Raw genomic sequence first — 23,716 nt, 5'->3', positions numbered from 1 at the left:
TAGTCAGTGGGCAGCACAGGCGGTGCGGTAGGCTGGTGAGCGCTAACACACTTCGACGCAGAGGGAACCATGCCCGGAACTGAAGTCCACCTCGCCCACGGACCCTACTCCGCCGTCGTCACCCTCCGCGGCGGGGCGCTCAGGGAACTGCGGCACGGGGACAGGGACCTGGTGGTGGGCTTTGGCCCCGACGGACCCGTACCCGACTACCGCGGCGTCATCTGCGCGCCGTGGCCCAACCGCCTGGCGGACGGCACCTACTCCTATGCAGGCAAGGCCTATGCCGCTGCCGTCAACGAACCGGACCGCGGCGCTGCCCTGCATGGTCTTGCCATCCACAGGCCATGGGAGGTGCTGGAAGCGGCCGCGGACCGCGCCGTCCTGGGTTGCCGCATTCCGGCCGGCCCGGATTACCCGGGGGACCTGGAGCTGTCGGTTACCTATACGCTCTCCACCGACGGGCTCCATGGCTCGGTGCGGGCGGTCAACACCGGGGCCGCTGCCGCCCCGTACGGGGTGTGCCCCCATCCCTACCTGGTGGCCGGTCCGTCCCCGTTGGATGACTGGTCGCTGGATCTGCCGGCCGCTGCCTACCTGGAGGTGACCCCCGACCGGCTGCTGCCCGTGGGCATGCGGCAGGTGGACGGGGATGCCTTCGACTTCCGTTCGCCCCGGCGTCTGGGGCCGGTGAAGATCGACCATGCCTTCACGGACATCGCCCGGGAGGGTACGGGCCTGGCCCGGGTACGGGTACTGGACCCGTCAGGTACAGGTGTGGAACTCGAATGGGGCGCCGAGTGGCCCTGGGTCCAGGTGCACACCGGCGACAAACCCGCCGGCCCGGACCGGCTGGGCCTGGCCGTTGAACCCATGACGAGTCCGCCTGATGCCCTGCATTCAGGGACGGACCTGGTGCATCTGCAGCCCGGCCAGGCCCATTCGGCGGGCTGGACCATCCGGGCGCTGGGCTAGGCGGGGCCGGGCTAGGCGGACGATGAGCTAGGCGGGGACGGCCGTGGCGGCTTGCCTGAGGGGGTCCGTCCACCCGGCACGCTGCAGCCAGGCTGCGCACAGTGCGGTCCACTGCCGGGGTCCGGCTTGGTCTGTGGCAAGCCCCAGCCCATGCCGTCCCTGCGGGAAGACATGCAGTTCCGCCGGAACGCCGGCGGCAAAGAGTGCCCTGGCGTAGTTCAGGCTGTTGCTCACCGGAACGGCGTCGTCGTCGGCTGTATGCCAGAGGAACGCCGGCGGTGTCCGGGGGGTGACGTTCAGCTCCGGCGAGAGGGCCCTGAGGAGGTCCGACGGCGGCGCGCCGCCAAGGAGGTTCTCCACCGATCCCTGGTGCGCCTCGTGGGTCAGTGATACAACGGGGTAGCAGAGCACCGAGAGGTCGGGGACGGCGGCGGGCACGTCCAGGTCCGGGTTCCCGGTGGCGGCTGCCGTGCTGAGGGTGGCCGCCAGGTGGCCGCCGGCGGAGAAGCCCAGGACGCCGATGCGCTCCGGGTCAACGGCAAACCCGTGCTGTCCCTTCCTGATGTGGAGCATGGCTTCCTTTGCGTCCTCCAGGGGAGCAGGGTGCCGGTCAGGGGTCACCCTGTAGCGGAGGACGAAGGCGTGGATGCCCAGGGACGCCAGCCACTCTGCAACGGGCTCCGCTTCGTGATCAGCCTGGCGGGCGTATCCTCCTCCCGGCAGGACCATGATGGCCGGCCGGGCGCCGGCAGCCCCGGAATGGGCCGGAACTGCCGTAAGCGCACCCGGCGCCATCAGACGGCAGCTTCGGTGCTGCGCCGCAGCGTGACCTCGCCTGTGATGTCACCGGGTGAAGCGTCTTCGGCCCCGTCCCCGTCGTCGCCGGCAAGCCTCCGCTGGGTGGCCCGGGTGGCCAGGCGCCCAATGTCCTCCAGCGGCAGGCGCACCGTGGAAAGAGCCGGCCGGAAGTCGCGGAGGGTCTCAATATCGTCGAAACCGGCGATGGCGGCGTCGCGCGGGATGCGGAGCCCCTCGGACCGCAATGTCGCCGCGGCCCCGATGGCCATCACATCGTTGACGGCGAAAATGCACAGTTTGGCTGCGCCGCCCCCCTCCCCGGACGGGCCCCCTTCCCCGGACGGGCGCGCGTTGGTCCGGGCTGCCTTGATCCGGGCAGCCAGTTCAAGCCCGGCGTCATATCCTCCGGACCGGTTGAACGCGCTGCGGAGCACTTCCGCCGGCCGGCGCCCGGCCCGTTCCAATCCCTCCTGGAAACCGCGGACCCGGTCATCGGAGGTCAGGAGCCCTTCGGGACCGCCGACAATGACGAAGTCCCCGTCCCAGCTGCCCGCAAGTTCGGTGGCCAGCCGGCCGGCCAGCTCCTGGTTGGGCACTTTCACCACGTGGTACCCCTCCGGAGCAGTTGCACCCACGACGGGATGGCCCACCACGGCCACCTGCCCGCCGTTGCGGCAATACCGGTCAAGTTCCGCTGCCAGCTCGGTGTTGCCGTCCTTGTCCTCGTCGCGGCACGAGCGGGAACCGGCGATCACGATCGAATCTGCGCGGCGGGCCGCGAACGCAGCCACCGCTTCCTTTTCCTCCGCGGGGCCGCCGCCGGTGGTGGCAAGGAGCACCATCTTCCGCTGTTCCCGGGCGGCTTCCTGCACGCCCCTGGCAATGGCCGCGAAGTAGGGATCGGCAATGTCATGGACGATCAGGCCGATCAGGCCGGAACTGGATTTCGCCAGGCCCTGCGCCTGGGCGTTGGGGATGTAGCCAAGCGACTCAGCCGCCTGCCGGACCCGGTCGGCAATGTCCTTCCCCGGTTTGCGGGCGGATCCGTTCAGGACGCGGGAGGCCGTGGCGGGGGAAACGCCGGCAAGGCGGGCCACCTCGGTAAGGGTACTTGCAGCCACTGCATCTCCTGGTCTTGTACGGGCTCGAAGGCTAAAGCACATTATGGCAGTTCAAACTACTTCCGGAAAGCGCTTGCCAAGGGAAAGCGCGCCGTGCATCATGGAAGCAGCGGGAATGCGCTTTCCCAATTAGTTTGACTACCTTGCTCACTCACCGTGGAGGACACATGGGCTTCGAAACAAAGACAATCCGCATCGCCATGAACGGCATCACCGGACGGATGGGCTACCGCCAGCACCTGCTGCGCTCCATCCTGCCGATTCGCGATGCAGGCGGCTTCACCCTCCCGGACGGCATCCGGGTCCAGGTTGAACCCATCCTGGTGGGCCGCAACGAGGCCAAAATCCGGGAACTGGCGGAAAAGCACAAGGTGTCCGAGTGGACCACGGACCTGGACGCCGTGATCAACGACCCCACGGTGGACGTCATCTTTGACGCCTCCATGACCAGCCTGCGCGCCGCCACCCTGAAGAAGGCGATGCTGGCCGGCAAGCACATCTTCACCGAGAAGCCCACGGCCGAGACCCTCGAAGAAGCCATCGAGCTGGCCCGCATCGGCAAGGAGGCGGGCGTCACTGCCGGCGTCGTCCACGACAAGCTCTACCTCCCTGGCCTGGTCAAACTCCGCCGCCTGGTGGACGAGGGCTTCTTCGGCCGCATCCTCTCCATCCGCGGCGAGTTCGGCTACTGGGTATTCGAAGGCGACATCCAGGCCGCGCAGCGCCCGTCCTGGAACTACCGCAAGGAAGACGGCGGCGGAATGACCACGGACATGTTCTGCCACTGGAACTACGTCCTGGAGGGCATCATCGGCCAGGTCAAGAGCGTCAATGCCAAGACCGCCACCCACATCCCCGCCCGCTGGGACGAGGCAGGCAACGAGTACAAGGCCACCGCCGATGACGCCTCCTACGGCATCTTCGAACTCGAGACCCCGGGCGGCGACCAGGTGGTTGGCCAGATCAACTCCTCCTGGGCAGTGCGCGTCTACCGCGACGAACTGGTGGAATTCCAGGTGGACGGCACCCACGGTTCCGCTGTGGCCGGCCTGAACAAGTGCGTCGCCCAGCAGCGGGCCCACACCCCAAAGCCCGTGTGGAACCCGGACCTGCCCGTCACCGAATCCTTCCGCGACCAATGGCAGGAAGTTCCCGCCAACGCCGAACTGGACAACGGCTTCAAGCTGCAGTGGGAAGAGTTCCTCCGCGACGTTGTGGCCGGCAGGGAACACCGCTTCGGCCTGTTGTCCGCCGCCCGCGGCGTCCAGCTCGCCGAACTTGGCCTTCGCTCCAATGACGAACGCCGCACCATCGACATCCCGGAGATCACGCTCTGATGACTTCCCTTATCCTTCCCTCCGAGGACGGCGGCACCAGGGAGTACCGCCTCCAGGGCGCCACGCCCTGGGCCCGCCCCACCGCCCCGCTCACTGCCCGGCGCGCCTACGCCGCGGCCCACGTCATCCCCGAGGTCCTCGCTGACAACACCCCCGGGGCCCCGGCCCGCCTGGACTGGGACGCCACCATGGCGTACCGCCACGAGCTCTGGTCCTACGGTCTTGGCGTGGCCGACGCCATGGACACCGCCCAGCGCGGCATGGGGCTTGACTGGGCCGCCACGCAGCAACTCATCAAGCACACCGGCGTCGAAGCAGCCTCGGTGGTCTCGGCCAACAACCCGGCCACCGCCGGCAAATCGGTCCGTGACCTCGTGTCCTGCGGGGCCGGCACCGACCAGCTGGACCTGGACACCCTTCCCTCCGGTGACGCGGGCATCAAGGCCGTCCTTGAGGCATACCGCGAACAGATCTCCGTGATCACCGAGGCCGGCCCCAAGGTGATTCTCATGGCATCGCGGGCACTCGCCAAGGCAGCGCGCGGGCCGGAGGACTACCTGAACGTCTACTCCACGCTGCTGCAGGAGGTGGACCAGCCGGTCATCCTGCACTGGCTCGGAACCATGTTCGATCCCGCCCTCGCCGGCTACTGGGGGTCCGGGGACGTTCCGGCCGCCACCGAAACCTTCCTGGGCCTGATCAGGGACAACGCGGACAAGGTGGACGGGGTCAAGGTCTCCCTGCTCGATGCCAGCCACGAGGTGGCCCTGCGGGCAGCGCTGCCTGAGGGCGTCCGCCTCTACACCGGGGACGACTTCAACTATCCCGAGCTCATCGACGGCGACGGCACCCACCACTCCGACGCGCTGCTGGGCATCTTCGCGGCCATCTACCCGGCCGCATCCGTGGCCCTGCAGAACTACGACGCCGGAAACCCGGCCAGGGCACGGGAAATTTTGGACTCCACCCGCGAACTGGGCAAGCACATCTTCAGCGCCCCGACGTTCTACTACAAGACCGGCATCGCGTTCATGTCCTGGCTCAACGGCAAGCAGTCCGGGTTCCAGATGGTCGGCGGCCTGCACTCCGGCCGCTCTGTCTGCCACCTCGCCCGGACCTTTGAGCTGGCCGACCAGGCCGGCTTGCTGAAGGACCCCGCGCTGGCCGCCTTCCGCATGTCCGATTACCTGCGGATCAACGGGGTGGGAGTATGAGCGGCTTCTCCCGCCTGTCCATCAACAGCGCCACCATCAAGAAGTGGACGCTTGCCCAGGTGGTCGAGGGCTGCGTCGACGCCGGCATCCCCGCCATCGGCCCCTGGCGGGACCGGGTGGCGGAAGCCGGCCTGGACAAGGCAGCCCGCCTGATCAAGGATGCGGGCCTGCGTGTGTCCTCGCTGTGCCGCGGCGGGTTCCTCACCGCGGCGGACGCGCAGGGCCAGGCAAACGCGCTCGCCGACAACCGTGCAGCCATCCTCGAAGCCGTGGCGCTGGACACCACCGAACTGTTCCTGGTGGTTGGCGGACTCGCCCCGGGGGAGAAGGACATCGTGGGCGCCCGGCAGCGTGTGGCTGACCGGCTCGCGGACCTGGTCCCGTTCGCACAGGAAAACGGCGTCCGCCTGGTGCTGGAACCGCTGCACCCGATGTACGCCGCCGACCGCGCGCTGATCTCCACCCTGGGGCAGGCCCTGGACCTCGCGGCGCCGTTCGACGCCTCCACGGTGGGGGTCGCCGTCGACACCTTCCATGTCTGGTGGGACCCGGAACTGAAGGCGCAAATCGAACGCGCCGGCCGGGAGAACCGTATTGCCTCCTACCAGGTGTGCGACTTCAACATGCCCATCGCCGCCGATCCGCTGCTCTCGCGCGGATTCATGGGCGACGGCGTGGTGGACTTCGCCACGATCGGCACCTGGGTGCGCGACGCCGGGTACACGGGCGACATCGAGGTGGAGATTTTCAATCAGGAGATCTGGGACACGGACGGCAACACCGTCCTGGCCACGGTCAAAGAGCGTTACGCGGAGCTTGTCCTGCCGTACGCCTGACCTGATCCAAGACCCGCGGGCTCCTGCTACGTCACGGCAGGAGCCTGCGCCCCACATAAAAGGACCCGGACCGCGGTGGTATTTCCCACCGCGGTCCGGGTACTTCCCTGCCCGCTGCAGCCTTACGTGTAGAGCGAGGCGACCCGACGGTACCTTGCCAGCACTCCGGCGTCGTCGTTTCCCAGCGGAAGGTCGACGGCGTCTGCCGCCCACGCAGGGAAGCGTCCGCTGAGTGCCGCCGCAGCCTGGCGCGCGGCGCCGTCGGCGACATATTCACCCGGCTGCGGCACCGTGACGGCGGTTCCCAGCAGGCTGGCAGCCACGTCCTGCACTGCTGCTGACTGGGCTCCGCCACCCACCAGGAGGATCCTTTGGGCGGACACGCCCTGGTTTTGCAGTGCCGCCAGGCCGTCCGCCAGTGAGCAGACAACACCCTCGACGGCGGCGCGCGCCAGGTTGGCAGGGGTGTAGTTGGCCCGCGTGATGCCGTGCAGGGAGCCGGTGGCGTCCGGCAGGTTGGGGGTTCTTTCCCCATCGAAGTAGGGGATCAGGGTGAGGCCGCCGGCACCGGGACCGGCGGCCAACGCCAGCCGGTTGAACTCGGCCAGGTCCACGTCCAGCAGGGCGGCGGTGGCATCAAAGATGCGGGTGGCATTCAGGGTGCACACCAGCGGCAGGAAATGCCCGGCGGCGTCGGCGAACCCGGCCACCAGGCCCGATGCGTCTGCCGCCGGCGAATCCGAGACCGCGAATACGGTGCCGGACGTGCCCAGCGACATCACCACATCGCCCAACCGGGCCCCTGCACCCAGCGCGGCCGCCGCATTGTCCCCGGCGCCTGCCGCCAGGAGGGCGCCCGCCGGTGTCTTTCCCGCTGCTTCCAGGGGCCCGAGGACCCGGGGGAGGACCGGCACGTGGCCGAGTGCCGCGGACAGGACGTCGGGCAGGTACTTGCCTTCCGCCGTCGAGTAGTAGCCCGTGCCGGACGCGTCCGAGCGGTCCGTGGCCAGGGCGGCCAACCCCTCCTTTCCGCTGCCTGGCCCGTAGCCTGCGAGCCGCCAGGTGAGCCAGTCGTGCGGCAGGCAGACGGCGGCCACCCTTGCGGCGTTTTCCGGCTCGTTCTCCGCCAGCCAGCGCAGCTTGGTCAGCGTCAGGGACGCGACCGGCACGGTACCGGTTGCGCGTGCCCAGTACTGCGCGCCGGCGGCTGGATCGCCGCCCCCGGCGGATTCGATGAGATCCTGGGCAGCGCCGGCGCTGCGGGTGTCGTTCCACAGCAGCGCCGGCCGGATCACCGCACCGTCGCTGTCCAGACAGACCATGCCGTGCTGCTGGCCTCCGACGGACACGGCACTGACGTCATCCAGTCCGCCGGCATCTGCAACTGCCTTCTGCAGTGCCGTCCACCAATGGTCGGGGTGGACCTCGGTGCCCTCAGGGTGTGGGGCCCGGCCCTGGCGGACCAATGACCCGGTTTCCGCATCGCGGATGACCACCTTGCACGACTGGGTGGAGCTGTCGATGCCTGCGACGAGCACCATGGCCTAGTGGGCGCCCAGCAGGTGCTCGATGGCGAGCTGGTTGAGCCGGACGAACGCGAAGGAGCGCTCAGCAGCCTTGTCGGCGTCGAAGTCCTCGAACGCTGCGGCGTCGGCCAGCAGGTCTGCGGTGCTTTCGCCGGCACTGAGGGTGGGCTCGCCGAGTTCGAACACGCCGGAGGTCTTGAGTGCTTCCTGTACCTGCGGGTCTGCGCGGAACGCCAGCGCCCGTTCCTTCAGCAGCAGGTACATGGCCATGTTGGCCTTGGCGGACGCCCACACGCCGTCGTAGCCGTCGGTGCGGGAGGGCTTGTAGTCGAAGTGGCGCGGGCCGTCGTACTTGGGGCCACCGCCCGGGAAGCCGTTCTCCAGCAGGTCGACCGTGAAGAAGGCGCTGGTGAGGTCGCCGTGGCCGAACACCAGGTCCTGGTCGTACTTGATGCCGCGCTGGCCGTTGAGGTCGATGTGGAAGAGCTTGCCGGCCCGGAGTGCCTGCGCAATCCCGTGGGTGAAGTTCAGTCCTGCCATCTGCTCGTGGCCGGTTTCGGGGTTCAGGCCCACGATGTCACCGTGCTCGAGCTGGGCAATGAAGGCCAGGCCGTGGCCGACAGTGGGCAGGAAGATATCGCCGCGGGGTTCGTTCGGCTTGGGTTCAAGGGCGATCCGCAGGTTGTAGCCCTTCTCCTTGATGTAGCCCGCCGCGGTGTCAACGCCTTCCTTCATGCGGTCCAGGGCGGCTGCCAGGTCCTTGGAGCCGTCGTATTCGCTGCCTTCGCGGCCGCCCCACATGACGAACGTTTCGGCGCCGAGCTCTGCGGCGAGGTCGATGTTGCGCAGGACTTTGGAGAGGGCAAAGCGGCGGATGGAACGGTCGTTGGAGGTGAAGCCGCCGTCCTTGAAGACCGGGTGGCTGAACAGGTTGGTGGTCACCATGGGGACCTTCAGCCCGGTCTCGGCCAGGGCTGCGCGGAAGTTTTTCAGGATCAGGTCCCGCTCTGACGCGGAGGCGTCAAAAGGAACAAGGTCATTGTCATGGAACGTGATGCCATAGGCGCCCAGTTCTGCCAGGCGGTGGACTGCCTCCACCGGATCCAAAGCGGCACGGGTGGCCACGCCGAACGGATCGGCGCCGGTCCAGCCCACCGTCCAGAGGCCGAAGGTGAACTTGTCAGCGGGCGTGGGGGAGAGAGTCATGATGCGTCCTTGCGATCGGGTTGCGCCGCGGAATTGCGAAGCTTTAGTTCATTGCCTGAACTATATGAGCGGACGTAGGGTGGGGTCAATAGTCCAGCGTGGAGACCGCCGAAAAACTTGGCGGAAGCGTCTAACCAAGGAGCTTTGTGATGGTGATGCCGGCGCTTGCAGCGGCGGGGTCCGGATCCCCGGCCCCCGGAAACGTTGGGGACGTGAGGCGCAGCAATCTTGCGCTGGTCCTCGGCGCGATTGCCGAGTTCCCGCCCGGCACGCATCCCAGCCGTGCCCAGGTTGCCGGCGCCACCGGATTGACCAAGGCGTCGGTGTCCAGCCTGGTGCTGGACCTCCTGGACGCCGGGGTCATCCGCGAAATCGGGCTTAACCCCCAGGGCCGCGGCCGGCCAGGCGTGGGACTGGAGCTCAGCCCCAGCCGTGCGGTCATGGGAATGGAGGTCAACGTCGACTACATTTCCGCCGCCGTGGTTGACCTGTCCGGGAAGGTGCTGCTGCGGGAGGTACGGGAGCGCGATAACCGGAACAGTGCGGACAAGCCGGTGCTGGCTGCGCTCGCAGGCCTGGCAGCCAGGGTGCGGAGCGCGGCCGGGGAACAGGGCGTCGACGTCGTGGGCGGCGGGCTGGCGGTGCCCGGGCTGGTGGACCCTGCCAGGGCGCGCGTGCTGACCGCTCCCAACCTGGGCTGGGTCAATGTAGACCTCGACCTTGACGCCCTGCTGCCCGAAACAGCGCTGGGGGTTGCACTGTTCAATGAGGCCAATGCGGCCGCCCTGGCCGAACTGCGGCACCGGCCGGATCGCGCATCCAACTTCCTTTTCGTCTCCGGTGAGGTGGGCGTGGGCGGCGGGATTGTCATCGGTTCCGAGCTGTTCACCGGCCCCGGGGGCCATGCCGGCGAAGTGGGACACATCGTGGTGGATCCAGACGGCGGCCATTGTTCATGCGGGGGGACTGGCTGCCTGGAAACGGTAGCCGGCCAGGACGCCATATTCATTGCTGCCGGCCTGGCGCCGGAGGGGGTTACACGGTCTGCCGCCATGTCCGCACTCCTGCGGGCACTTGAGGGCGGGGCACCCAAGGCGGTATCCGCCGTCGAACGTGCAGGCCGCTGTCTGGGTATAGCGCTTGCCTCAACGGCGCGCGTGGTGGATATCGATTCGGTGGTACTGGGCGGGCATTTCGCAGTCCTTGAGCCCTGGCTGCGCGCCCCGTTGCTGGACAGCCTGCAGAAATATGCGCCCGGAAAGTACGAGTCGGAGCAGGTAGCGGTGTCCACGGTGGGGGAGTTTGGTGCCCTGCTGGGGGCCGCCGGCAGCGTGATCCGGTCCCTGGTGGAAGCCCCGCACCGGCTGCACGCATAGCGGCGGGTGCACAATGCCCCGGTCCGAAGACCGGGGCATCAGCCACCAACGTGCCCCAGGAGGGAATCGAACCCCCGACCGGCGGATTAGAAGGCCGCTGCTCTATCCCCTGAGCTACTGAGGCATCAGCTTCCGGCCTGCAGGCCGGCGCCTCAAAAAGTTTACATTGCCCGGCATGCCGGCGGCGTCATCCGGCCTGCACTGTTCCTCCCCACGTGGCGGGTTGGGCCCTGTTGTCCACATACGGGAACCCGCGCCTCCTGCGCGCCGGCGTCCGGGGCGATGCTGGTCATGCCTGCTCCAGGCGCCACCATCCAGACAGGACGTAGACATGAGCGAAACGATTACCATCCGGGGCTTCGTTGCCACTGAGATCACGAGTTCCACCACGCCGGGGGGAGTGGCGACAGCCTCCTTCCGGCTCGGTTCCACCACACGCCGCTTTGACAGGGAATCCAAAACCTGGGGCGACGGGCACACCAACTGGTTCACCGTGCAGGGCTACCGCAACCTCGCCGGGACCCTGGGCTGCAGCATCCGGAAAGGCCAACCGGTCATCGTCGTGGGCAAGCTGAAGATCCGCACCTGGGAAAAGGAAGGCCGGGTCTACCACTCCACCATCATCGACGCCGAGGCCGTGGGGCATGACCTTACCTTTGGTTCGGCAAACTTCATCCGGACCGCTTCCAGGCCTGCGCTTTCCCTTGTGGAGCAGCCGCAGTCCGCGGAGGAAGCCCCTGCGATGGACCCGGCCCTTGACGAACCGGAGGACCGTGAGGACGACCATCCCGGGGAACACGACCATGGGGCCGTCGTCATTGAGGACAACGACGGCGGACTCGCTTCCCTTGACCTGGAAACCGGGGAACTCGCCGAAGTCTAGGAAACAGGCATCAGCTGTCAACGTTCCCCGTTCAGTCCCGGGCGGACGGACCGGTGGCACCCCCGGCCGAGGTCCGTCCGCCCGCCCACATCCGAGCGCCCGCCACCATGCGTCAGCCCTCCAGCGCGGCCGGACGCCTGCGGCCGGTAATCCCGGCCGGGCGTCCGGCGCATGGCACAATGACACCATGCGTCCCACCCCTTACCGCCGGCAGACAAACCGGGCCGGTGCAGCGCTGACATGTGCTGTCCTGGCCGCCCTCGTGACGGGGTGTGCCGCCGGTCCCGCAGCGAACAATCCGCGGGTTGAGGGCAGCGATGACGGATTGTTGAAGGCAACGGCGGCAGCGCCGGCCACACAGGAAGCGGCAGCCCAGGCCGCCAATCCAGCTGCGACAAGCAGCGCCGTGGGCAGGGAAGCGTTGGCCAATACATCAGCCGGTGCCAGCACCTCGGCCGCCGCGGCAGCAGATGCCGCAGCCACCGAAACCGTGAAGCGGACCGTAACCGACACCCTGGCCAAACTGGCAACAGGCACACCCAAACCGGCCACGGCCCAGGTCAGCGACGCACTGACGGGGGCCGGCATCGCGCCCGCAGTGCTCCAGGTCTCGCAGAGCCGGACGCCCACCGGGTTGGAGGCGGACGCCATCGAGGCTGCCGTGCTGCAGGGCAAGGACTGCGTCATTGGCCAGGTGCGCGAAGGCGCAGTGACCGTCACCGTCCTGCCGGTCCTGGCCAGCGGCAAGTGCTTCGTGGGTTCCTGATCCTGCTGACTTTCCGGCTGTAAATGTGAGATCTGCCCGCCAACCCACTAGATTTGAGACCATGGCGGAATTTATCTACACAATGACCAAGGCCCGTAAGGCCGTTGGCGAAAAACTCATTCTTGATGACGTAAGCATGTCCTTCTTCCCGGGCGCCAAGATTGGTGTTGTGGGCCCAAACGGTGCCGGTAAGTCCACCATCCTGAAGATCATGGCAGGGCTGGACACGCCCTCCAACGGTGAAGCCCGGCTCAGCCCCGGCTACAGCGTGGGCATCCTGCTCCAGGAACCGCCCCTCAACGAGGAAAAGACAGTCCTGGGCAACGTCCAGGAAGGCGTGGGCGAGATCTACGGCAAGATCCAGCGCTTCAACGAGATCTCCGAGGAAATGGCCAGCCCCGATGCTGACTATGACACCCTCCTCGAGGAAATGGGCAAGCTGCAGGAAGCCATCGACGCCGCCGATGCCTGGGACCTCGACTCCCAGCTGGAGCAGGCCATGGACGCCCTCCGCTGCCCGCCGGCCGATGCCGATGTCACCAATCTCTCCGGTGGTGAGCGCCGCCGCGTGGCCCTGTGCAAGCTCCTCCTGCAGAAGCCGGACCTGCTGCTCCTTGACGAGCCCACCAACCACCTGGACGCGGAAAGTGTCCTGTGGCTTGAGCAGCACCTTTCGAGCTACCCCGGCGCCGTCCTCGCCGTCACCCACGACCGTTACTTCCTGGACCACGTGGCGGAATGGATTGCCGAAGTGGACCGCGGCCACCTGTACCCGTACGAAGGCAACTACTCCACCTACCTGGAGAAGAAGCGCGCCCGCCTCGAGATCCAGGGCAAGAAGGATGCCAAGCAGGCCAAGCGCCTCGCCGAGGAACTCGAGTGGGTCCGCTCCAACGCCAAGGGCCGCCAGACCAAATCGAAGGCCCGCCTGGCCCGGTACGAGGAAATGGCCGCAGAAGCGGACCGCACCCGCAAGCTCGACTTCGAGGAAATCCAGATCCCGCCGGGACCGCGCCTGGGTGGCCTGGTCCTGGAGGCCAAGAACCTGCAGAAGGGCTTCGACGACCGTGTCCTGATCGACGGGCTCTCCTTCAGCCTGCCGCGCAACGGCATCGTGGGTGTCATCGGCCCCAACGGTGTGGGCAAGTCCACGCTCTTCAAGACTATCGTGGGCCTGGAGCCGCTCGACGGCGGCGAGCTGAAGATCGGTGACTCGGTCAAAATCTCCTACGCCGACCAGAGCCGCGGTGGCATCGACCCCAACAAGACCCTGTGGGAGGTCGTCTCCGACGGACTCGACTTCATCCAGGTGGGCAACGTCGAGATGCCGTCCCGCGCCTACGTGGCAGCCTTTGGGTTCAAGGGTCCGGACCAGCAGAAGAAGGCAGGTGTGCTCTCCGGCGGTGAGCGCAACCGCCTGAACCTGGCCCTGACCCTCAAGCAGGGCGGGAACCTGCTGCTCCTCGACGAACCCACCAACGACCTCGACGTCGAAACCCTCAGCAGCCTGGAGAACGCGCTGCTCGAGTTCCCCGGCTGCGCCGTGGTGGTCTCGCACGACCGGTGGTTCCTTGACCGGGTGGCCACGCACATCCTGGCCTACGAAGGTGACGACGAGAACCCCTCCAAGTGGTACTGGTTCGAGGGTAACTTCGAATCCTACGAGGAGAACAAGGTGGAGCGTCTGGGCCCGGACGCTGCCAAGCCGCACCGGGTCACCCACCGGCGCCTGACCCGCGACTAGCAGCGCGGAACCGGGCCAAAAGCCTGACAGCTCAAAAGAAGGCCGGTACCCCGACAATTTTCGGGGTACCGGCCTTCTGCGTGCCTGCGGGGTCAGCGTGCCTGCGAGGGTGCGGTGCCTTCGAAGTCAGGCGACCGCGGGGTCGGTGGGAATGCGCACCATCCCCTCCTGCGCAACGGAGGCGACATGCTGGCCCTCGCGGTTGAAGATCTTGCCGGTTGCCAGGCCGCGCGCGCCGTGGGCGCTGGGGGATTCCTGGACGTAGAGCAGCCACTCATCAACCCGCGCGGGCCGGTGCCACCACATCGCGTGGTCCAGGCTGGCTACATTCATTCCGGGGGTGATCCAGCTCAGGCCATGCCGGCGAAGGACCGATTCGAGGAGGGTGTAGTCGCTGGCGTAGGCCAGGGCGGCGCGGTGCAGGTTGGAGTCGTCCGGCATCGGCCCAAAGGTCTTCATCCAGACGGCGTTGCGGGCTTCCCGCGGACCGGCCGCTGAAACGTACAACGCAGGGTCTACGTGCCGGATGTCGAAGGGCCGCTCATACGCCCAGTGCCGGGCAACCGGATTATCGAACTTGCCCAGCAGGTCCGCCGTGCTGGGCAATGATTCGGGGTCCGGGATTCCTTCCGGCATCACAGAAGAGTGCTCGATCCCTTCGTCCTCGCCCTGGAAGGACGCGATCATGGACAGGATGGGCACTCCGTCCTGGTAGGCGTGGACCCGCCGGGCCGAAAAAGACCTGCCGTCGCGCAGCCGCTGCACCCCGAAGGTGATGGGCTTGTTGGCGTCGCCGGGGCGCAGGAAATAGCCGTGCATGGAGTGGACGAACCGTTCGGGGTCAACTGTCCGGATCGATGCCACGAGGGACTGCGCCAGCACCTGCCCGCCGAACACCCTGTGGTGCGGCTGCTGCTGTGAGGGGCCAAGGAAAATGTCCTCATCCGTGCGGGCGCCCTCAAGCTCACCAAGGTCCAGCAGTTCGATCAGCGATGAGGTGGGGTCGCCACTGGGCGGCGCCAGCAGTCCGGCTTCGGCTTCAGTCATGGTCCGACTCTAGACGGCGGCCCGCAAACCACTCAACCGGAGTGCAGCCGGTAGTGTTCTAGATGTGTCTGAACTTCTCACCTCGTCCTTCCGTTTCGCAGACCCGCGGGATCTCGCCGACCTGAAGACTTTCGCCACCCGGGCCAAAGCCATTGATGACGGCGCCATCCGGCTGCAGGCCGCCGGCTCCGTCCTGGCCACCTACGTGTGCGTCCTGCGGCCCAGGCTCCTGGGCGAATCCACCCCGACGATCCTGGGCCTGCGCACCATGGCACTGGCGGAACCGTCCGGAACGGATGTCACCGTTGCGTTGTCATCCGTCCTGGACCGGCTGGCACGTGCAGGGGAGGGCGACGTCGAGTTGCCGGTTCCGCCCACCACCGTCACCGAGTCCTGGACCGGGGTAGGCGCCCCACGGGGCGGTTGGGAACTGCTGGGGTCCGTCAGCGACGCCCGCCTGCGGGCGGCTGCCGAGGCAGGCATCGCCGAGGTGGCGGGCATCGTGCCGGACAAGCCGGGCGCACTCATCGTGAACAACGCACGGGCCGCGGTATGGGGGCGGGAACTGGACGACGCCGGACTGCCCGCCGGCGCTGCCTTCGCGGCCTTCGCGCTGGGGTTCCTGGGGGACGGCGACCAGAAGCTCTACCAGGCCGGCCGCTGGTTCCGGCTTACCGGACCGCGCGGCCACGTCCTGGCACGGACGGGCAGCGGACTGCTCTAGGCCAGACCGCAGGGCGCCGGCCCGATAAGAGACTCAGGAACCGGAGGGGCTGTTCACCATGGACAGCGCGGCCCGTTCCATGTAGTCCCACAGCGTTCCCTCGTAAAGTGGCGGCAACTCCAGAGCGTCCACGGCGGTGCGCATGTGGAACAGCCACCGGTCCTTTGCCTCCGGCGTGACCTTGAAGGGCATGTGCCGCATGCGCAGGCGCGGGTGGCCGCGCTCCTCGCCATACGTTGTGGGCCCGCCCCAGTACTGCTCAAGGAACATCAGGAAGCGGCGCTTCGCGGGCGCCAGGTCCTCTTCCGGATACATCGGCCGCAGCAGGGGATCGGTGGCCACGCCGTCGTAGAACACGTCAATGAGCTTCACGAAGGTCTCGTGGCCGCCCACCGCGTCGTAGAAGCTGTCGGTGTAATCCGGCTTGCTGAAGGGATCGTTCTGCATCAACTGGGGCCGCTGCCCGGGGCGCGGCTCAATGGGAAGCGACATGCTAGTCCCCGGCTTTCTGGTCAGTCTTCTTGGTCTCAACGTGCGCCGAGCCCTGGTCGGTGGTGCCGTCGTCGGACTCATGCAGTGGAACGTAACGCCCCTGCGACCGGTTGCCCACGCGCAGGATCTCGCCGTTGCGCAGGTACCAGATGGCGCCGTCGTCGGAGCGGACGCGGGTGATCCGCAGTCCCATGGACTCCACCACGCCCACCACTTCGCTGGTTTCGATCACATCACCGATCCCGTACTGGTCTTCAATGGTAATGAAGATCCCGGCCAGGAAGTCGCGGATCAACTGCTGGGCGCCGAAGCCGATGGCCACACCGAGGATACCCACGCTGGTCAGCAGTGGGGCAATGTTGATGTCGAGGTTCTGCAGCACGTACATGCCGGTGATGATGACCACCAGCACGCCCACCACGCTGTTGAGCAGTGAACCGATGGTTTCGGCACGCTGGACGCGGCGTTCGTGGTCAAGGGCCCGAAAGGCCGGAGCAGCCCACTTGAACGTGGGCTTCTTGAAGAAATTGCTCCCCGACGCCACCCGCCTGGTGATGCGGGAAATGATGAACGTGGCCACGAGCCAGACGGCAACGCCGACGCCGAGGCTGATCACGATGCCTGGGACGCTTACGCCGGACGGCTGGCTCGCGGCGTCGGGAAGGATGGACAACATGCTGACCATGGGTGGAAATAGCTCCTTGGGATATTGCGCTGTTCTCTTTCAACCCTAGCGCCGTAGCGTGGAGCAATGCGCATCCTCATCCTCGGCGGAACAGCCTTCCTCTCCCGGGAAATCGCCAGGCAGGCGGTGGCCGCGGGGCATCACGCCACGTGCCTGGCCCGGGGAGAGTCCGGTGAGCCGCCGCCCGGCGCCGAGTGGGCAAGGGCGGACCGGTCGGCGGGCCCGGCAGCGTACTCCTGCGTGGCCGGCACGTGGGACGCCGTCATCGAGGTTGCCCGGGACCCTGCACCTGCACGGGAGGCCCTTGCCGCCCTCGCTCCGAAGGCCGGCCACTGGACCTTCGTTTCCAGCTGCTCAGCCTATGCGGACCATTCCGTCCCCGGAACGGCAGAGGACGCCCGGCTCCTGCCGGCGCTTGCCCCCGGAACTCTCTCCACCCCCGGGAACTACGGCGAGTCCAAAGTGGCCATCGAACAGGCCACCCTGGACGCCACAGGCGGCAGGGCCCACCTCTGCCGCGCCGGCCTGGTCAGTGGCCCTGGCGACCCCACCGACCGCTACGGCTACTGGCCGGCCCGCTTCGCCGGCACCCCCGGGCCGGTGCTGGTCCCGGACATCGGGCACCAGCCCACCCAGGTCATCGACGTCCGGGACCTGGCGGCGTGGATCCTGCTTGCAGCGGAGCAGGGGACCTCCGGCCCACTGAACGCCAGCGGGGACCAAGTGGCCTTTGCAGAGCTCATCAGCGCCTGCGGCCAGCTCTCCACCGCCAACATACCCGCCACCATTACTGCCGGTGAAGAATGGCTGGTGGAGCAGGGCGTCAACTATTGGTCCGGGCCTGATTCCCTTCCGCTCTGGCTGCCGCCCCGCCATGAGGGCTTCATGGCCCGCAGCAACCAGGCAGCCAAGGCCGCGGGGATGGTGCTGCGGCCCTGGCAGGAAACCCTGGCCGACACCCTGGCAGATGAACGCGTCCGCGGGCTGGACCGGTCCCGCAAGGCCGGCCTGCACCCCGCCACGGAGCAACGGCTCGTCAAGCTGCTGCAGGGCGGGGAAGCCTAAGCAGCCACCGTCACCGGCTGGTGCTCCACCGGGAAGTTCACGCTCCGGGCAATGAAACAGACCTGGTTGGCCTCATGGTGCAGCGAGGCCGCCAGTTCCGCCTGCGCGGCGTCGGCCACCGTCACGTGCGGGTGCAGGGTGACCCGCTCGAACTGGCCGCTGCCGTCCCGGTTAAGCCGCATCAGTCCGGTCGCCTCATCCCGGTAACCCGTGACCACCACGCCGTGCTTCACCGCCACGTGCAGGTAGGACAGCATGTGGCACTGCGCCAGCGCAGCCAGGAGAAGCTGCTCCGGGTTGTACCGTTCCCGGTCTCCATGGAAGGTGGGGTCTGCCGAGCCCTTGAGGACCGGCAGGCCCGGAACCAGCACGTCATGGTCCCGGGAGTAGCTCCGGTAGGACGAGGTGCCGCCGCCCCGGTTGCCTGTCCACTGGACCGTCAGCGAGTACCGGTGTTCGTTGAGGCTCACGCCGGGCTGCCCTCCTGCAGGACATCGGCGCCGCGCGCACGCAGGGCGCGGGCAACACCGTCGCGGTTCTCCAGCATCATCCGCCGCAGCGCAGCGCTTTCCGCCGGCAGCGACGCCAGGAAGGCGTCCGTCCGGTCGATCGTGGCCTGCGTGGTCAACAGCGCCGGGTAGAGGCCGACGACGATCTGCTGGGCGAGTGCGTGCGTGCGGGTTGCCACGATGCCCGGCACAGCCGCGAAGTACAGCTCCGAGTACGGCTCCAGCAGCGAACGGTCCAGCACCCGCATAAAGCCGGTCACCGCCGATCCCTGCAGCGCGTTGGACAGTTCCCCCTTGACCACAATGGATTCCCAGGCCGCGGCCTTCGCCTCCGGGGTGGGGATGGCAGCCTTGGCCAGGGCAGCCGCGTTTTGGCCGCTGGAGGTGTTGTCCCGCTCCAGCTCGGCGTCGATGCCGTCCTGCCCCATCCGGCCGCCGGAAACCAGCGAAGCCACCAGCTCCCAGCGGAGGTCCTGGTCAACGCTCAGGCCGTCCAGGACCACGGACCCGTCCAGGAGGCCGGACACCCGGTCCAGCTGGGACGCGCTGCGGGCCAGCAGCGCGAAGGACTTGATGAACTGCAGCTGGCCGTCGGAGCCGCCGGGAACAGACGACGCCAAATCCCACAACCGGTCCACGGCCGCGACAGTGGTGGCTTCGCGGTGTTCCTCGGCCACATAGAAGTTCAGGGTGGTGGCCAGCTGCCGGAGCTGGACCAGGATCACGGAAGAATCCGTCTCCGCAGCGACGTTGGCCAGGATCAACTCCACGTACTTCCGTGCCGGGGTCTCACCGTCACGGGCAGCGTCCCACGCGGAGTTCCAGACGAGGGTCCGCGGCAGGCTTGCAGCGAAGTCCTTCAGGTGCGCGGTGGCGGTGGCCAGAGAGGCCGGGTCCAGCCGCACCTTGGCGTAGGCAAGATCGTCGTCGTTGATGAGGATCAGGTCCGGCCGGGCCAGGCCGGCCAGCGCCGGCACCTCCGTGCGTTCGCCGTCGACGTCCAGTTCCTCCCGGTGCACCCGGGTGAGCTTGCCGGCGTCGTCCAGGTTGTAGAACCCCACGGCAAGGCGGTGCGGCCGGATGGTGGGCCACTCCGGTACCGCGGACTGCAGGATGGCAAAGGACCGCAGCTTCCCGTCGGAATCCACCGCCAGCTCGGGAGCCAGCGTGTTCACGCCCGCGGTCTCCAGCCACTGCCGGCCCCAGCGGTCCAGGTCGCGGCCGCTGGCCTTCTCCAGCTCCACCAGCAGGTCCTGCAGCTCCGTGTTGTGCCAGGAGTGCTTGGCGAAGTATTCACGGACACCCGCCATGAACTGGTCCGGTCCAACCCAGGCCACCAGCTGCCGCAGCACCGAGGCGCCCTTGGCGTAGGTAATGCCGTCGAAGTTGACCTCCACGTCCTGCAGGTCGTTGATCTCGGCGAAGATGGGGTGCGTGGTGGGCAGCTGGTCCTGCCGGTACGCCCAGGACTTTTCCACGGAGGCGAAGGTGGTCCAGGCGCTGGTGAAGGACGTGGCCTCCACCGCCGCCAGGTGGGACATGTATTCGGCGAAGGACTCATTGAGCCACAGATCGTTCCACCACCGCATGGTCACCAGGTCCCCGAACCACATGTGCGCCAGTTCGTGGAGCACCGTGATGGCGCGCCGCTCGATCTGGGCGCCAGTGACCTTGCTGCGGAACACGTAGCCTTCCAGGATGGTCACCGCCCCGGCGTTCTCCATGGCCCCGGCGTTGAATTCCGGCACGAACAGCTGGTCGTACTTCTCAAACGGGTAGGGGCAGCCGAACTGTGCTTCGAAGAACCCGAAGCCCTGCCGCGTGAGCTCGAAGATGTTGTCCGCATCGAGGTACTGCATCAGGGACTTGCGCGTGAAGACTCCGAGCGGGATAACCCGGCCGTCTGAGCTGGTGACCTCGCTGCGGACAGACTCGTACGGACCCGCGATCAGGGCGGTGACGTAGGAGGACAGCCGGGGCGTGGGTGCGAAGGTCCACACGGACCGGCCGGCACCGTCTTCGGCGGGCGCCGCCGGCGCCGGCTCAGGGGTGGGGGAGTTGGAAATGACATCCCAGTGGGACGGCGCGGTGACGGTGAAGGCGAACGTTGCCTTCAGGTCCGGCTGCTCGAAGACGGTGAACATCCGGCGGGAATCGGGAACCTCAAACTGCGTGTACAGGTAGACCTCGTTGTCCACCGGGTCCACGAACCGGTGCAGCCCTTCCCCGGTGTTCATGTAGGGCATGTCGGCCACGACTGTCAGCTCGTTGTGCTCCGCCAGGTCCGGCAGCTGAATCCGCACGCCGTCGGCCACGGCGGCCGGATCAAGGGCGCGGCCGTTCAGGGTCACGCTGTGCACCGTGCGGGTGACGGCATCGATGAAGCTGGCCGACCCCGGCGACGCCGCGAACTTCACGGTGGTGGTACTGCCGAAGACCTCTCCGCCGCGGGTCAGGTCCAGGCTGACATCGTAGGACTCGACGGTGATCAGTTCGGCGCGCTCACGGGCTTCGGCGCGCGTCAGGTTCATGCCTGGCAAAAGAGGGCCTCCAGAGAATTTAGGGCTGCCGGCCGGTGGTCCCGGTTCCGGCACTGTGATGCATTCTTTCATCCTTGGGGTCCTTGGCAAGTTGCGCAGCTCACAGCCGGCTGCAGGTGCCCGGACGGTTGGGCGGGCAGCCGCAGGGGTAGCGTTAAATGCATGGGAAAGCTGCTGGATTCGGTGGACACCAAGGCCCTGCGCTTCGCCGTCGGGTTCCCCGTCGTCCTGGCCGCCGCCTTTGCCTACTGCGCGTCGCTGCTGCGCCCGGACCTTCCGGAGCCGGTCGCCATCCGCTGGACGGACGACGGCGGGGCCGACTTCGCGCCCTTCGGCGCCTACGTGGGGGTTGGTGCGGCCGGAATTGTCGTTGCCGGCTGGCTGGTCCTGCTCCAGGCCGTGCCCCTTGGGCGGCCGGTCATGATGCGGCGGATCATGATGGGTGCCGGACTCTTCCTCAGCCTGTTCATCACCTCCGCCCTTGCCGCGGGCCTGATCGGCCAGACGGGGCTGGCCGACGCCCGGCAGTCGCATGTGGACATGACGGTGCTTGCCCTTGGCAGCGGTGCCGCGGTATCGCTCGGGGTGACCATGGCCATGGTCTACAAGGCTGACCGGCAATGGTCGCCGGATGATGACAGGGCTCTCCAGGTCGCCATCGCCAAGGAACTGGACCCCGACCTTGCCCTGGACAGCATCAGGCTCTGGGTCCATGCCCGCAGTTCCGTCTTCGTCATGATCGCCATCGCCTCCCTGTTCCCGGCGGCCCTCATCGCCGTCGTGGTGCCTTGGCTGGGCATCCTGCTCGTGGTCCTGGCCCTGGTGGGGACAGCGTTCCTGTTCGCCCGCATCAGGGCGGACCGGCGCGGACTCAAGGTCCTGCTGGCCGGGGTGGTGCCGGTCATGGACGTGCCTGCCGGTGCCATTTCCGACGCCAGTGCCGCAGAAGTGAGGGCCGCGGACTACGGCGGGTGGGGCTACCGGCACCACCACGGAACCGCAGCCATGCTGGTCAGCAGCGGCCCCGCCGTCGTCGTCAGCAAGACCGACGGCCAGCGCCTTGCCGTCAGCGGCGGCAGCCAGGCCTCAGCCGCGCGGCTTGCCGAAGTCCTGACGCGGGTGGCCGCCAGGGCCCGTCGCGGGGGCGGCCCGCCGCCACCGACGGAAGGCCAGAGCCCCGACCCCGGGCTGCCCTAGTATCCTTATCCGTGTCGTTCCGGCCCCACCCGGTGGCCGCCAGCTCCCACAACCGAACGGACTTAGCACGTGACCACTACCCCTGCCTACCCGCGGGTCCATATCGCCACCGACCATGCAGGCATGGAGCTCAGCGCCCACCTGGTGTCCCACCTGACCGGGAAGGGATACGAGGTGGTTGACCATGGCCCCAAGGTCTACGACGCCCAGGACGACTACCCGTCGTTCTGCATCAACGCGGCACTCGCCGTGGTGGCTGACCGGGAGGCCGGCGTCCATGCCCTGGGCATCGTGCTGGGCGGCTCCGGCAACGGTGAACAGATTGCCGCCAACAAGGTGAGGGGCATCCGCGCCGCCCTCGCCTGGAACCTTTCCACGGCCACCCTTGCCCGCGAGCACAATGACGCCAACGTGGTTGCCCTGGGCGGCCGCCAGCATACGGTGGAGGAAGCCACCGAGCTGGTCGAGGCGTTCCTGGCGGAGCCCTTCAGCAATGATGAACGCCACATCCGCAGGATCGAAAAGATCGCTGTTTTTGAGGCCACCGGCGAGGTCATCGAGTAGTGCCCGAGGGCCATTCCGTCCGCCGGCTCGCCCGCCAGTTCGGCGATGTATTCCTCGGCGAGGCACTGGCTGTGTCCAGTCCCCAGGGCAGGTTCAGCGGGGGAGCGGCGCTGCTGGACGGCCGCACCATGGTCGCTGCCGAGGCTCATGGGAAGCACTTGTTCCTGCACTTCGACAACTCGCTGGTGCTGCACGTCCACCTTGGCCTGTACGGGGCCTGGAGCTTCGGTGGTGACAGCACCTTCGCCGGCGCGTCAAGCATCGGTGCGCCGCGGCGGGTAGGGGAGCAGGAGGCGTTCACTGACGGGGACGACGACGGCGGCGCGCCCTACGCAGGCCCGCCGGCGCCCGTCGGGGCCGTCCGGGTCCGGCTCGCCGGGAGCCACGGCTGGGCGGACCTTCGCGGGGCCACCACCTGCGAGACCATCACCGCAGCAGAGGCCGACGCCGTCCTGGCGCGGCTGGGGCCGGATCCGTTGCGGAACCTTCGCGGGGACGCCGGGCGGTTCGCCGCCAATGTCCGGACCCGGAAGACCCCGCTGGCGGCCCTGCTCATGGACCAGAAGGTGATTGCCGGCGTCGGGAACGTCTACCGTGCCGAAGTGCTGTTCCGCCGCCGCCTCGATCCGTTGCTGCCCGGAACCGCGCTGCCGGACAACGACGCCCGCAGGCTGTGGCGCGACATCGTCGCCGTCATGAACGACGGCGTGGCCGATGGGCGGATCATCACCACCCCGCCCAAGTACTGGACGCTCGATGGCACCACGGCCGCCAAGGCGGCCGCGGCAGGGGAGCCCGTGCCGCCCAGGAGCGCACATTTCCCGCACCGCGACGACGTCCACTTTGTCTATAAACGGCACGGGCTGCCCTGCAGGGTGTGCCAAACCATCGTGCTCATGGCCGACCTTGCCGGCCGGAACCTCTACTGGTGCCCCTACTGCCAGCAGCCGCAGGCATAGGGGAACAGACACAAAAAGGCCCCTCGATCTGAACTGGTCCCCGAAAGTTGGACTCGCAAATGCGATGTATCCACTTTAGCGGCCAGCTATCGGCTGTTCGCAGAAGTCCCCGTCCCAAGTGGGACGGGGACTTCTGCGTGTTTGAACCACCTGCC

The 23,716-nt window shown here is 67.7% G+C and carries 22 protein-coding genes and 1 tRNA gene; 13 read left to right on the top strand and 10 right to left on the bottom strand.

Features of this window, described 5'->3' with window-relative positions; all coding sequences use genetic code 11:
• Positions 1-69 precede the first annotated feature (69 nt).
• Complete coding sequence (locus tag ACWRN3_RS20900; RefSeq protein ID WP_476741789.1) at positions 70-972, top strand: aldose 1-epimerase family protein; 903 nt, start codon at positions 70-72, stop codon at positions 970-972.
• A gap of 27 nt (positions 973-999) precedes the next feature.
• Here the strand turns inward: ACWRN3_RS20900 and ACWRN3_RS20895 are convergent, their stop codons facing one another.
• Both ACWRN3_RS20895 and ACWRN3_RS20890 read right to left on the bottom strand, forming a co-directional pair.
• Positions 1,000-1,767: an alpha/beta hydrolase gene (locus tag ACWRN3_RS20895; protein WP_476741788.1), complete on the bottom strand. Its 768-nt coding sequence runs from the start codon at positions 1,765-1,767 to the stop codon at positions 1,000-1,002.
• Positions 1,767-2,891: a LacI family DNA-binding transcriptional regulator gene (locus ACWRN3_RS20890; protein WP_476741787.1), complete on the bottom strand. Its 1,125-nt coding sequence runs from the start codon at positions 2,889-2,891 to the stop codon at positions 1,767-1,769. Before ACWRN3_RS20890 ends, ACWRN3_RS20895 begins: the two co-directional genes overlap by 1 nt.
• A gap of 167 nt (positions 2,892-3,058) precedes the next feature.
• On the opposite strand from ACWRN3_RS20890, the gene ACWRN3_RS20885 reads away from it, so the two are divergent.
• The 3 genes from ACWRN3_RS20885 to ACWRN3_RS20875 are packed head-to-tail and all read left to right on the top strand — an operon-like array spanning position 3,059 to position 6,278.
• Complete coding sequence (locus ACWRN3_RS20885; RefSeq protein WP_476741786.1) at positions 3,059-4,228, top strand: Gfo/Idh/MocA family protein; 1,170 nt, start codon at positions 3,059-3,061, stop codon at positions 4,226-4,228.
• Complete coding sequence (locus ACWRN3_RS20880) at positions 4,228-5,442, top strand: dihydrodipicolinate synthase family protein (RefSeq protein WP_476741785.1); 1,215 nt, start codon at positions 4,228-4,230, stop codon at positions 5,440-5,442. Before ACWRN3_RS20885 ends, ACWRN3_RS20880 begins: the two co-directional genes overlap by 1 nt.
• Positions 5,439-6,278 (top strand): sugar phosphate isomerase/epimerase family protein, encoded by an 840-nt coding sequence (locus tag ACWRN3_RS20875; protein ID WP_476741784.1) that lies wholly within the window; start codon positions 5,439-5,441, stop codon positions 6,276-6,278. The genes ACWRN3_RS20880 and ACWRN3_RS20875 overlap by 4 nt, the downstream gene beginning before the upstream one ends.
• 122 nt (positions 6,279-6,400) lie before the next feature.
• Here the strand turns inward: ACWRN3_RS20875 and xylB are convergent, their stop codons facing one another.
• Positions 6,401-7,819: a xylulokinase gene (gene xylB, locus ACWRN3_RS20870; protein WP_476741783.1), complete on the bottom strand. Its 1,419-nt coding sequence runs from the start codon at positions 7,817-7,819 to the stop codon at positions 6,401-6,403.
• Positions 7,820-7,822: 3 nt separating this feature from the next.
• On the bottom strand, positions 7,823-9,010 hold the full coding sequence (xylA, locus tag ACWRN3_RS20865) for a xylose isomerase (protein WP_476741782.1): 1,188 nt from the start codon (positions 9,008-9,010) through the stop codon (positions 7,823-7,825).
• A 149-nt stretch (positions 9,011-9,159) separates the two neighbouring features.
• Between xylA and ACWRN3_RS20860 the strand changes: the two genes are divergently transcribed.
• The gene (locus ACWRN3_RS20860; protein WP_476741781.1) at positions 9,160-10,386 is read left to right on the top strand and encodes an ROK family protein; all 1,227 of its coding nucleotides are present in this window, start codon (positions 9,160-9,162) and stop codon (positions 10,384-10,386) included.
• 51 nt (positions 10,387-10,437) lie between these two features.
• On the opposite strand, the gene ACWRN3_RS20855 is transcribed toward ACWRN3_RS20860, so the two are convergent.
• Positions 10,438-10,510 (bottom strand) — tRNA-Arg (locus tag ACWRN3_RS20855).
• A gap of 207 nt (positions 10,511-10,717) precedes the next feature.
• Between ACWRN3_RS20855 and ACWRN3_RS20850 the strand changes: the two genes are divergently transcribed.
• The 3 genes from ACWRN3_RS20850 (at position 10,718) to ettA (ending at position 13,779) form a co-directional block, all read left to right on the top strand.
• Positions 10,718-11,269, top strand: coding sequence for a single-stranded DNA-binding protein (locus tag ACWRN3_RS20850; RefSeq protein ID WP_255172464.1), 552 nt, complete (start codon positions 10,718-10,720; stop codon positions 11,267-11,269).
• Between the two features lie 187 nt (positions 11,270-11,456).
• Positions 11,457-12,035 (top strand): DUF6993 domain-containing protein, encoded by a 579-nt coding sequence (locus ACWRN3_RS20845; protein WP_476741780.1) that lies wholly within the window; start codon positions 11,457-11,459, stop codon positions 12,033-12,035.
• Positions 12,036-12,096: 61 nt separating this feature from the next.
• Entirely contained in the window at positions 12,097-13,779 is a 1,683-nt protein-coding gene (gene ettA, locus ACWRN3_RS20840) for an energy-dependent translational throttle protein EttA (protein WP_159631783.1), read from the top strand.
• 126 nt (positions 13,780-13,905) lie between these two features.
• Here the strand turns inward: ettA and ACWRN3_RS20835 are convergent, their stop codons facing one another.
• Positions 13,906-14,826, bottom strand: a complete 921-nt coding sequence (locus ACWRN3_RS20835; RefSeq protein WP_476741779.1) for an acyl-CoA thioesterase — start codon at positions 14,824-14,826, stop codon at positions 13,906-13,908.
• A gap of 64 nt (positions 14,827-14,890) precedes the next feature.
• Between ACWRN3_RS20835 and ACWRN3_RS20830 the strand changes: the two genes are divergently transcribed.
• Positions 14,891-15,550, top strand: coding sequence for a DUF8185 domain-containing protein (locus ACWRN3_RS20830; protein ID WP_476741778.1), 660 nt, complete (start codon positions 14,891-14,893; stop codon positions 15,548-15,550).
• Between the two features lie 33 nt (positions 15,551-15,583).
• Here the strand turns inward: ACWRN3_RS20830 and ACWRN3_RS20825 are convergent, their stop codons facing one another.
• Both ACWRN3_RS20825 and ACWRN3_RS20820 read right to left on the bottom strand, forming a co-directional pair.
• Positions 15,584-16,042, bottom strand: coding sequence for a globin (locus ACWRN3_RS20825; RefSeq protein WP_275180260.1), 459 nt, complete (start codon positions 16,040-16,042; stop codon positions 15,584-15,586).
• A 1-nt stretch (position 16,043) separates the two neighbouring features.
• The gene (locus ACWRN3_RS20820; RefSeq protein WP_255172456.1) at positions 16,044-16,727 is read right to left on the bottom strand and encodes a mechanosensitive ion channel family protein; all 684 of its coding nucleotides are present in this window, start codon (positions 16,725-16,727) and stop codon (positions 16,044-16,046) included.
• A 66-nt stretch (positions 16,728-16,793) separates the two neighbouring features.
• On the opposite strand from ACWRN3_RS20820, the gene ACWRN3_RS20815 reads away from it, so the two are divergent.
• Complete coding sequence (locus tag ACWRN3_RS20815; RefSeq protein WP_476741777.1) at positions 16,794-17,792, top strand: NAD-dependent epimerase/dehydratase family protein; 999 nt, start codon at positions 16,794-16,796, stop codon at positions 17,790-17,792.
• On the opposite strand, the gene ACWRN3_RS20810 is transcribed toward ACWRN3_RS20815, so the two are convergent.
• Positions 17,789-18,262: an OsmC family protein gene (locus ACWRN3_RS20810; RefSeq protein ID WP_476741776.1), complete on the bottom strand. Its 474-nt coding sequence runs from the start codon at positions 18,260-18,262 to the stop codon at positions 17,789-17,791. The two genes, ACWRN3_RS20815 and ACWRN3_RS20810, sit on opposite strands and share 4 nt — an antisense overlap.
• Positions 18,259-20,832, bottom strand: coding sequence for an aminopeptidase N (gene pepN, locus ACWRN3_RS20805; RefSeq protein ID WP_476741775.1), 2,574 nt, complete (start codon positions 20,830-20,832; stop codon positions 18,259-18,261). Before pepN ends, ACWRN3_RS20810 begins: the two co-directional genes overlap by 4 nt.
• A 171-nt stretch (positions 20,833-21,003) precedes the next feature.
• Between pepN and ACWRN3_RS20800 the strand changes: the two genes are divergently transcribed.
• The 3 genes from ACWRN3_RS20800 to ACWRN3_RS20790 all read left to right on the top strand — a co-directional run bounded on the left by ACWRN3_RS20800 (position 21,004) and on the right by ACWRN3_RS20790 (position 23,561).
• On the top strand, positions 21,004-22,038 hold the full coding sequence (locus tag ACWRN3_RS20800) for a hypothetical protein (RefSeq protein ID WP_476741774.1): 1,035 nt from the start codon (positions 21,004-21,006) through the stop codon (positions 22,036-22,038).
• A 69-nt stretch (positions 22,039-22,107) separates the two neighbouring features.
• Positions 22,108-22,602, top strand: coding sequence for a ribose-5-phosphate isomerase (locus ACWRN3_RS20795; protein ID WP_159631792.1), 495 nt, complete (start codon positions 22,108-22,110; stop codon positions 22,600-22,602).
• On the top strand, positions 22,602-23,561 hold the full coding sequence (locus ACWRN3_RS20790; protein ID WP_476741773.1) for an Fpg/Nei family DNA glycosylase: 960 nt from the start codon (positions 22,602-22,604) through the stop codon (positions 23,559-23,561). Before ACWRN3_RS20795 ends, ACWRN3_RS20790 begins: the two co-directional genes overlap by 1 nt.
• Positions 23,562-23,716 lie beyond the last annotated feature (155 nt).

Source organism: Pseudarthrobacter sp. rb, assembly GCF_056389225.1.
This window is presented reverse-complemented; position numbering and strand designations above follow the sequence as displayed.

Coding starts and splice junctions, on each gene's coding strand:
- ACWRN3_RS20900 (WP_476741789.1), top strand. CDS start 70: ATGCCCGGAACTGAAGTCCACCTCGCCCACGGACCCTACTCCGCCGTC.
- ACWRN3_RS20895 (WP_476741788.1), bottom strand. CDS start 1,767: ATGGCGCCGGGTGCGCTTACGGCAGTTCCGGCCCATTCCGGGGCTGCC.
- ACWRN3_RS20885 (WP_476741786.1), top strand. CDS start 3,059: ATGGGCTTCGAAACAAAGACAATCCGCATCGCCATGAACGGCATCACC.
- ACWRN3_RS20880 (WP_476741785.1), top strand. CDS start 4,228: ATGACTTCCCTTATCCTTCCCTCCGAGGACGGCGGCACCAGGGAGTAC.
- ACWRN3_RS20875 (WP_476741784.1), top strand. CDS start 5,439: ATGAGCGGCTTCTCCCGCCTGTCCATCAACAGCGCCACCATCAAGAAG.
- xylB (WP_476741783.1), bottom strand. CDS start 7,819: ATGGTGCTCGTCGCAGGCATCGACAGCTCCACCCAGTCGTGCAAGGTG.
- xylA (WP_476741782.1), bottom strand. CDS start 9,010: ATGACTCTCTCCCCCACGCCCGCTGACAAGTTCACCTTCGGCCTCTGG.
- ACWRN3_RS20860 (WP_476741781.1), top strand. CDS start 9,160: ATGGTGATGCCGGCGCTTGCAGCGGCGGGGTCCGGATCCCCGGCCCCC.
- ACWRN3_RS20850 (WP_255172464.1), top strand. CDS start 10,718: ATGAGCGAAACGATTACCATCCGGGGCTTCGTTGCCACTGAGATCACG.
- ACWRN3_RS20845 (WP_476741780.1), top strand. CDS start 11,457: ATGCGTCCCACCCCTTACCGCCGGCAGACAAACCGGGCCGGTGCAGCG.
- ettA (WP_159631783.1), top strand. CDS start 12,097: ATGGCGGAATTTATCTACACAATGACCAAGGCCCGTAAGGCCGTTGGC.
- ACWRN3_RS20835 (WP_476741779.1), bottom strand. CDS start 14,826: ATGACTGAAGCCGAAGCCGGACTGCTGGCGCCGCCCAGTGGCGACCCC.
- ACWRN3_RS20825 (WP_275180260.1), bottom strand. CDS start 16,042: ATGTCGCTTCCCATTGAGCCGCGCCCCGGGCAGCGGCCCCAGTTGATG.
- ACWRN3_RS20820 (WP_255172456.1), bottom strand. CDS start 16,727: ATGGTCAGCATGTTGTCCATCCTTCCCGACGCCGCGAGCCAGCCGTCC.
- ACWRN3_RS20815 (WP_476741777.1), top strand. CDS start 16,794: ATGCGCATCCTCATCCTCGGCGGAACAGCCTTCCTCTCCCGGGAAATC.
- pepN (WP_476741775.1), bottom strand. CDS start 20,832: ATGAACCTGACGCGCGCCGAAGCCCGTGAGCGCGCCGAACTGATCACC.
- ACWRN3_RS20800 (WP_476741774.1), top strand. CDS start 21,004: ATGGGAAAGCTGCTGGATTCGGTGGACACCAAGGCCCTGCGCTTCGCC.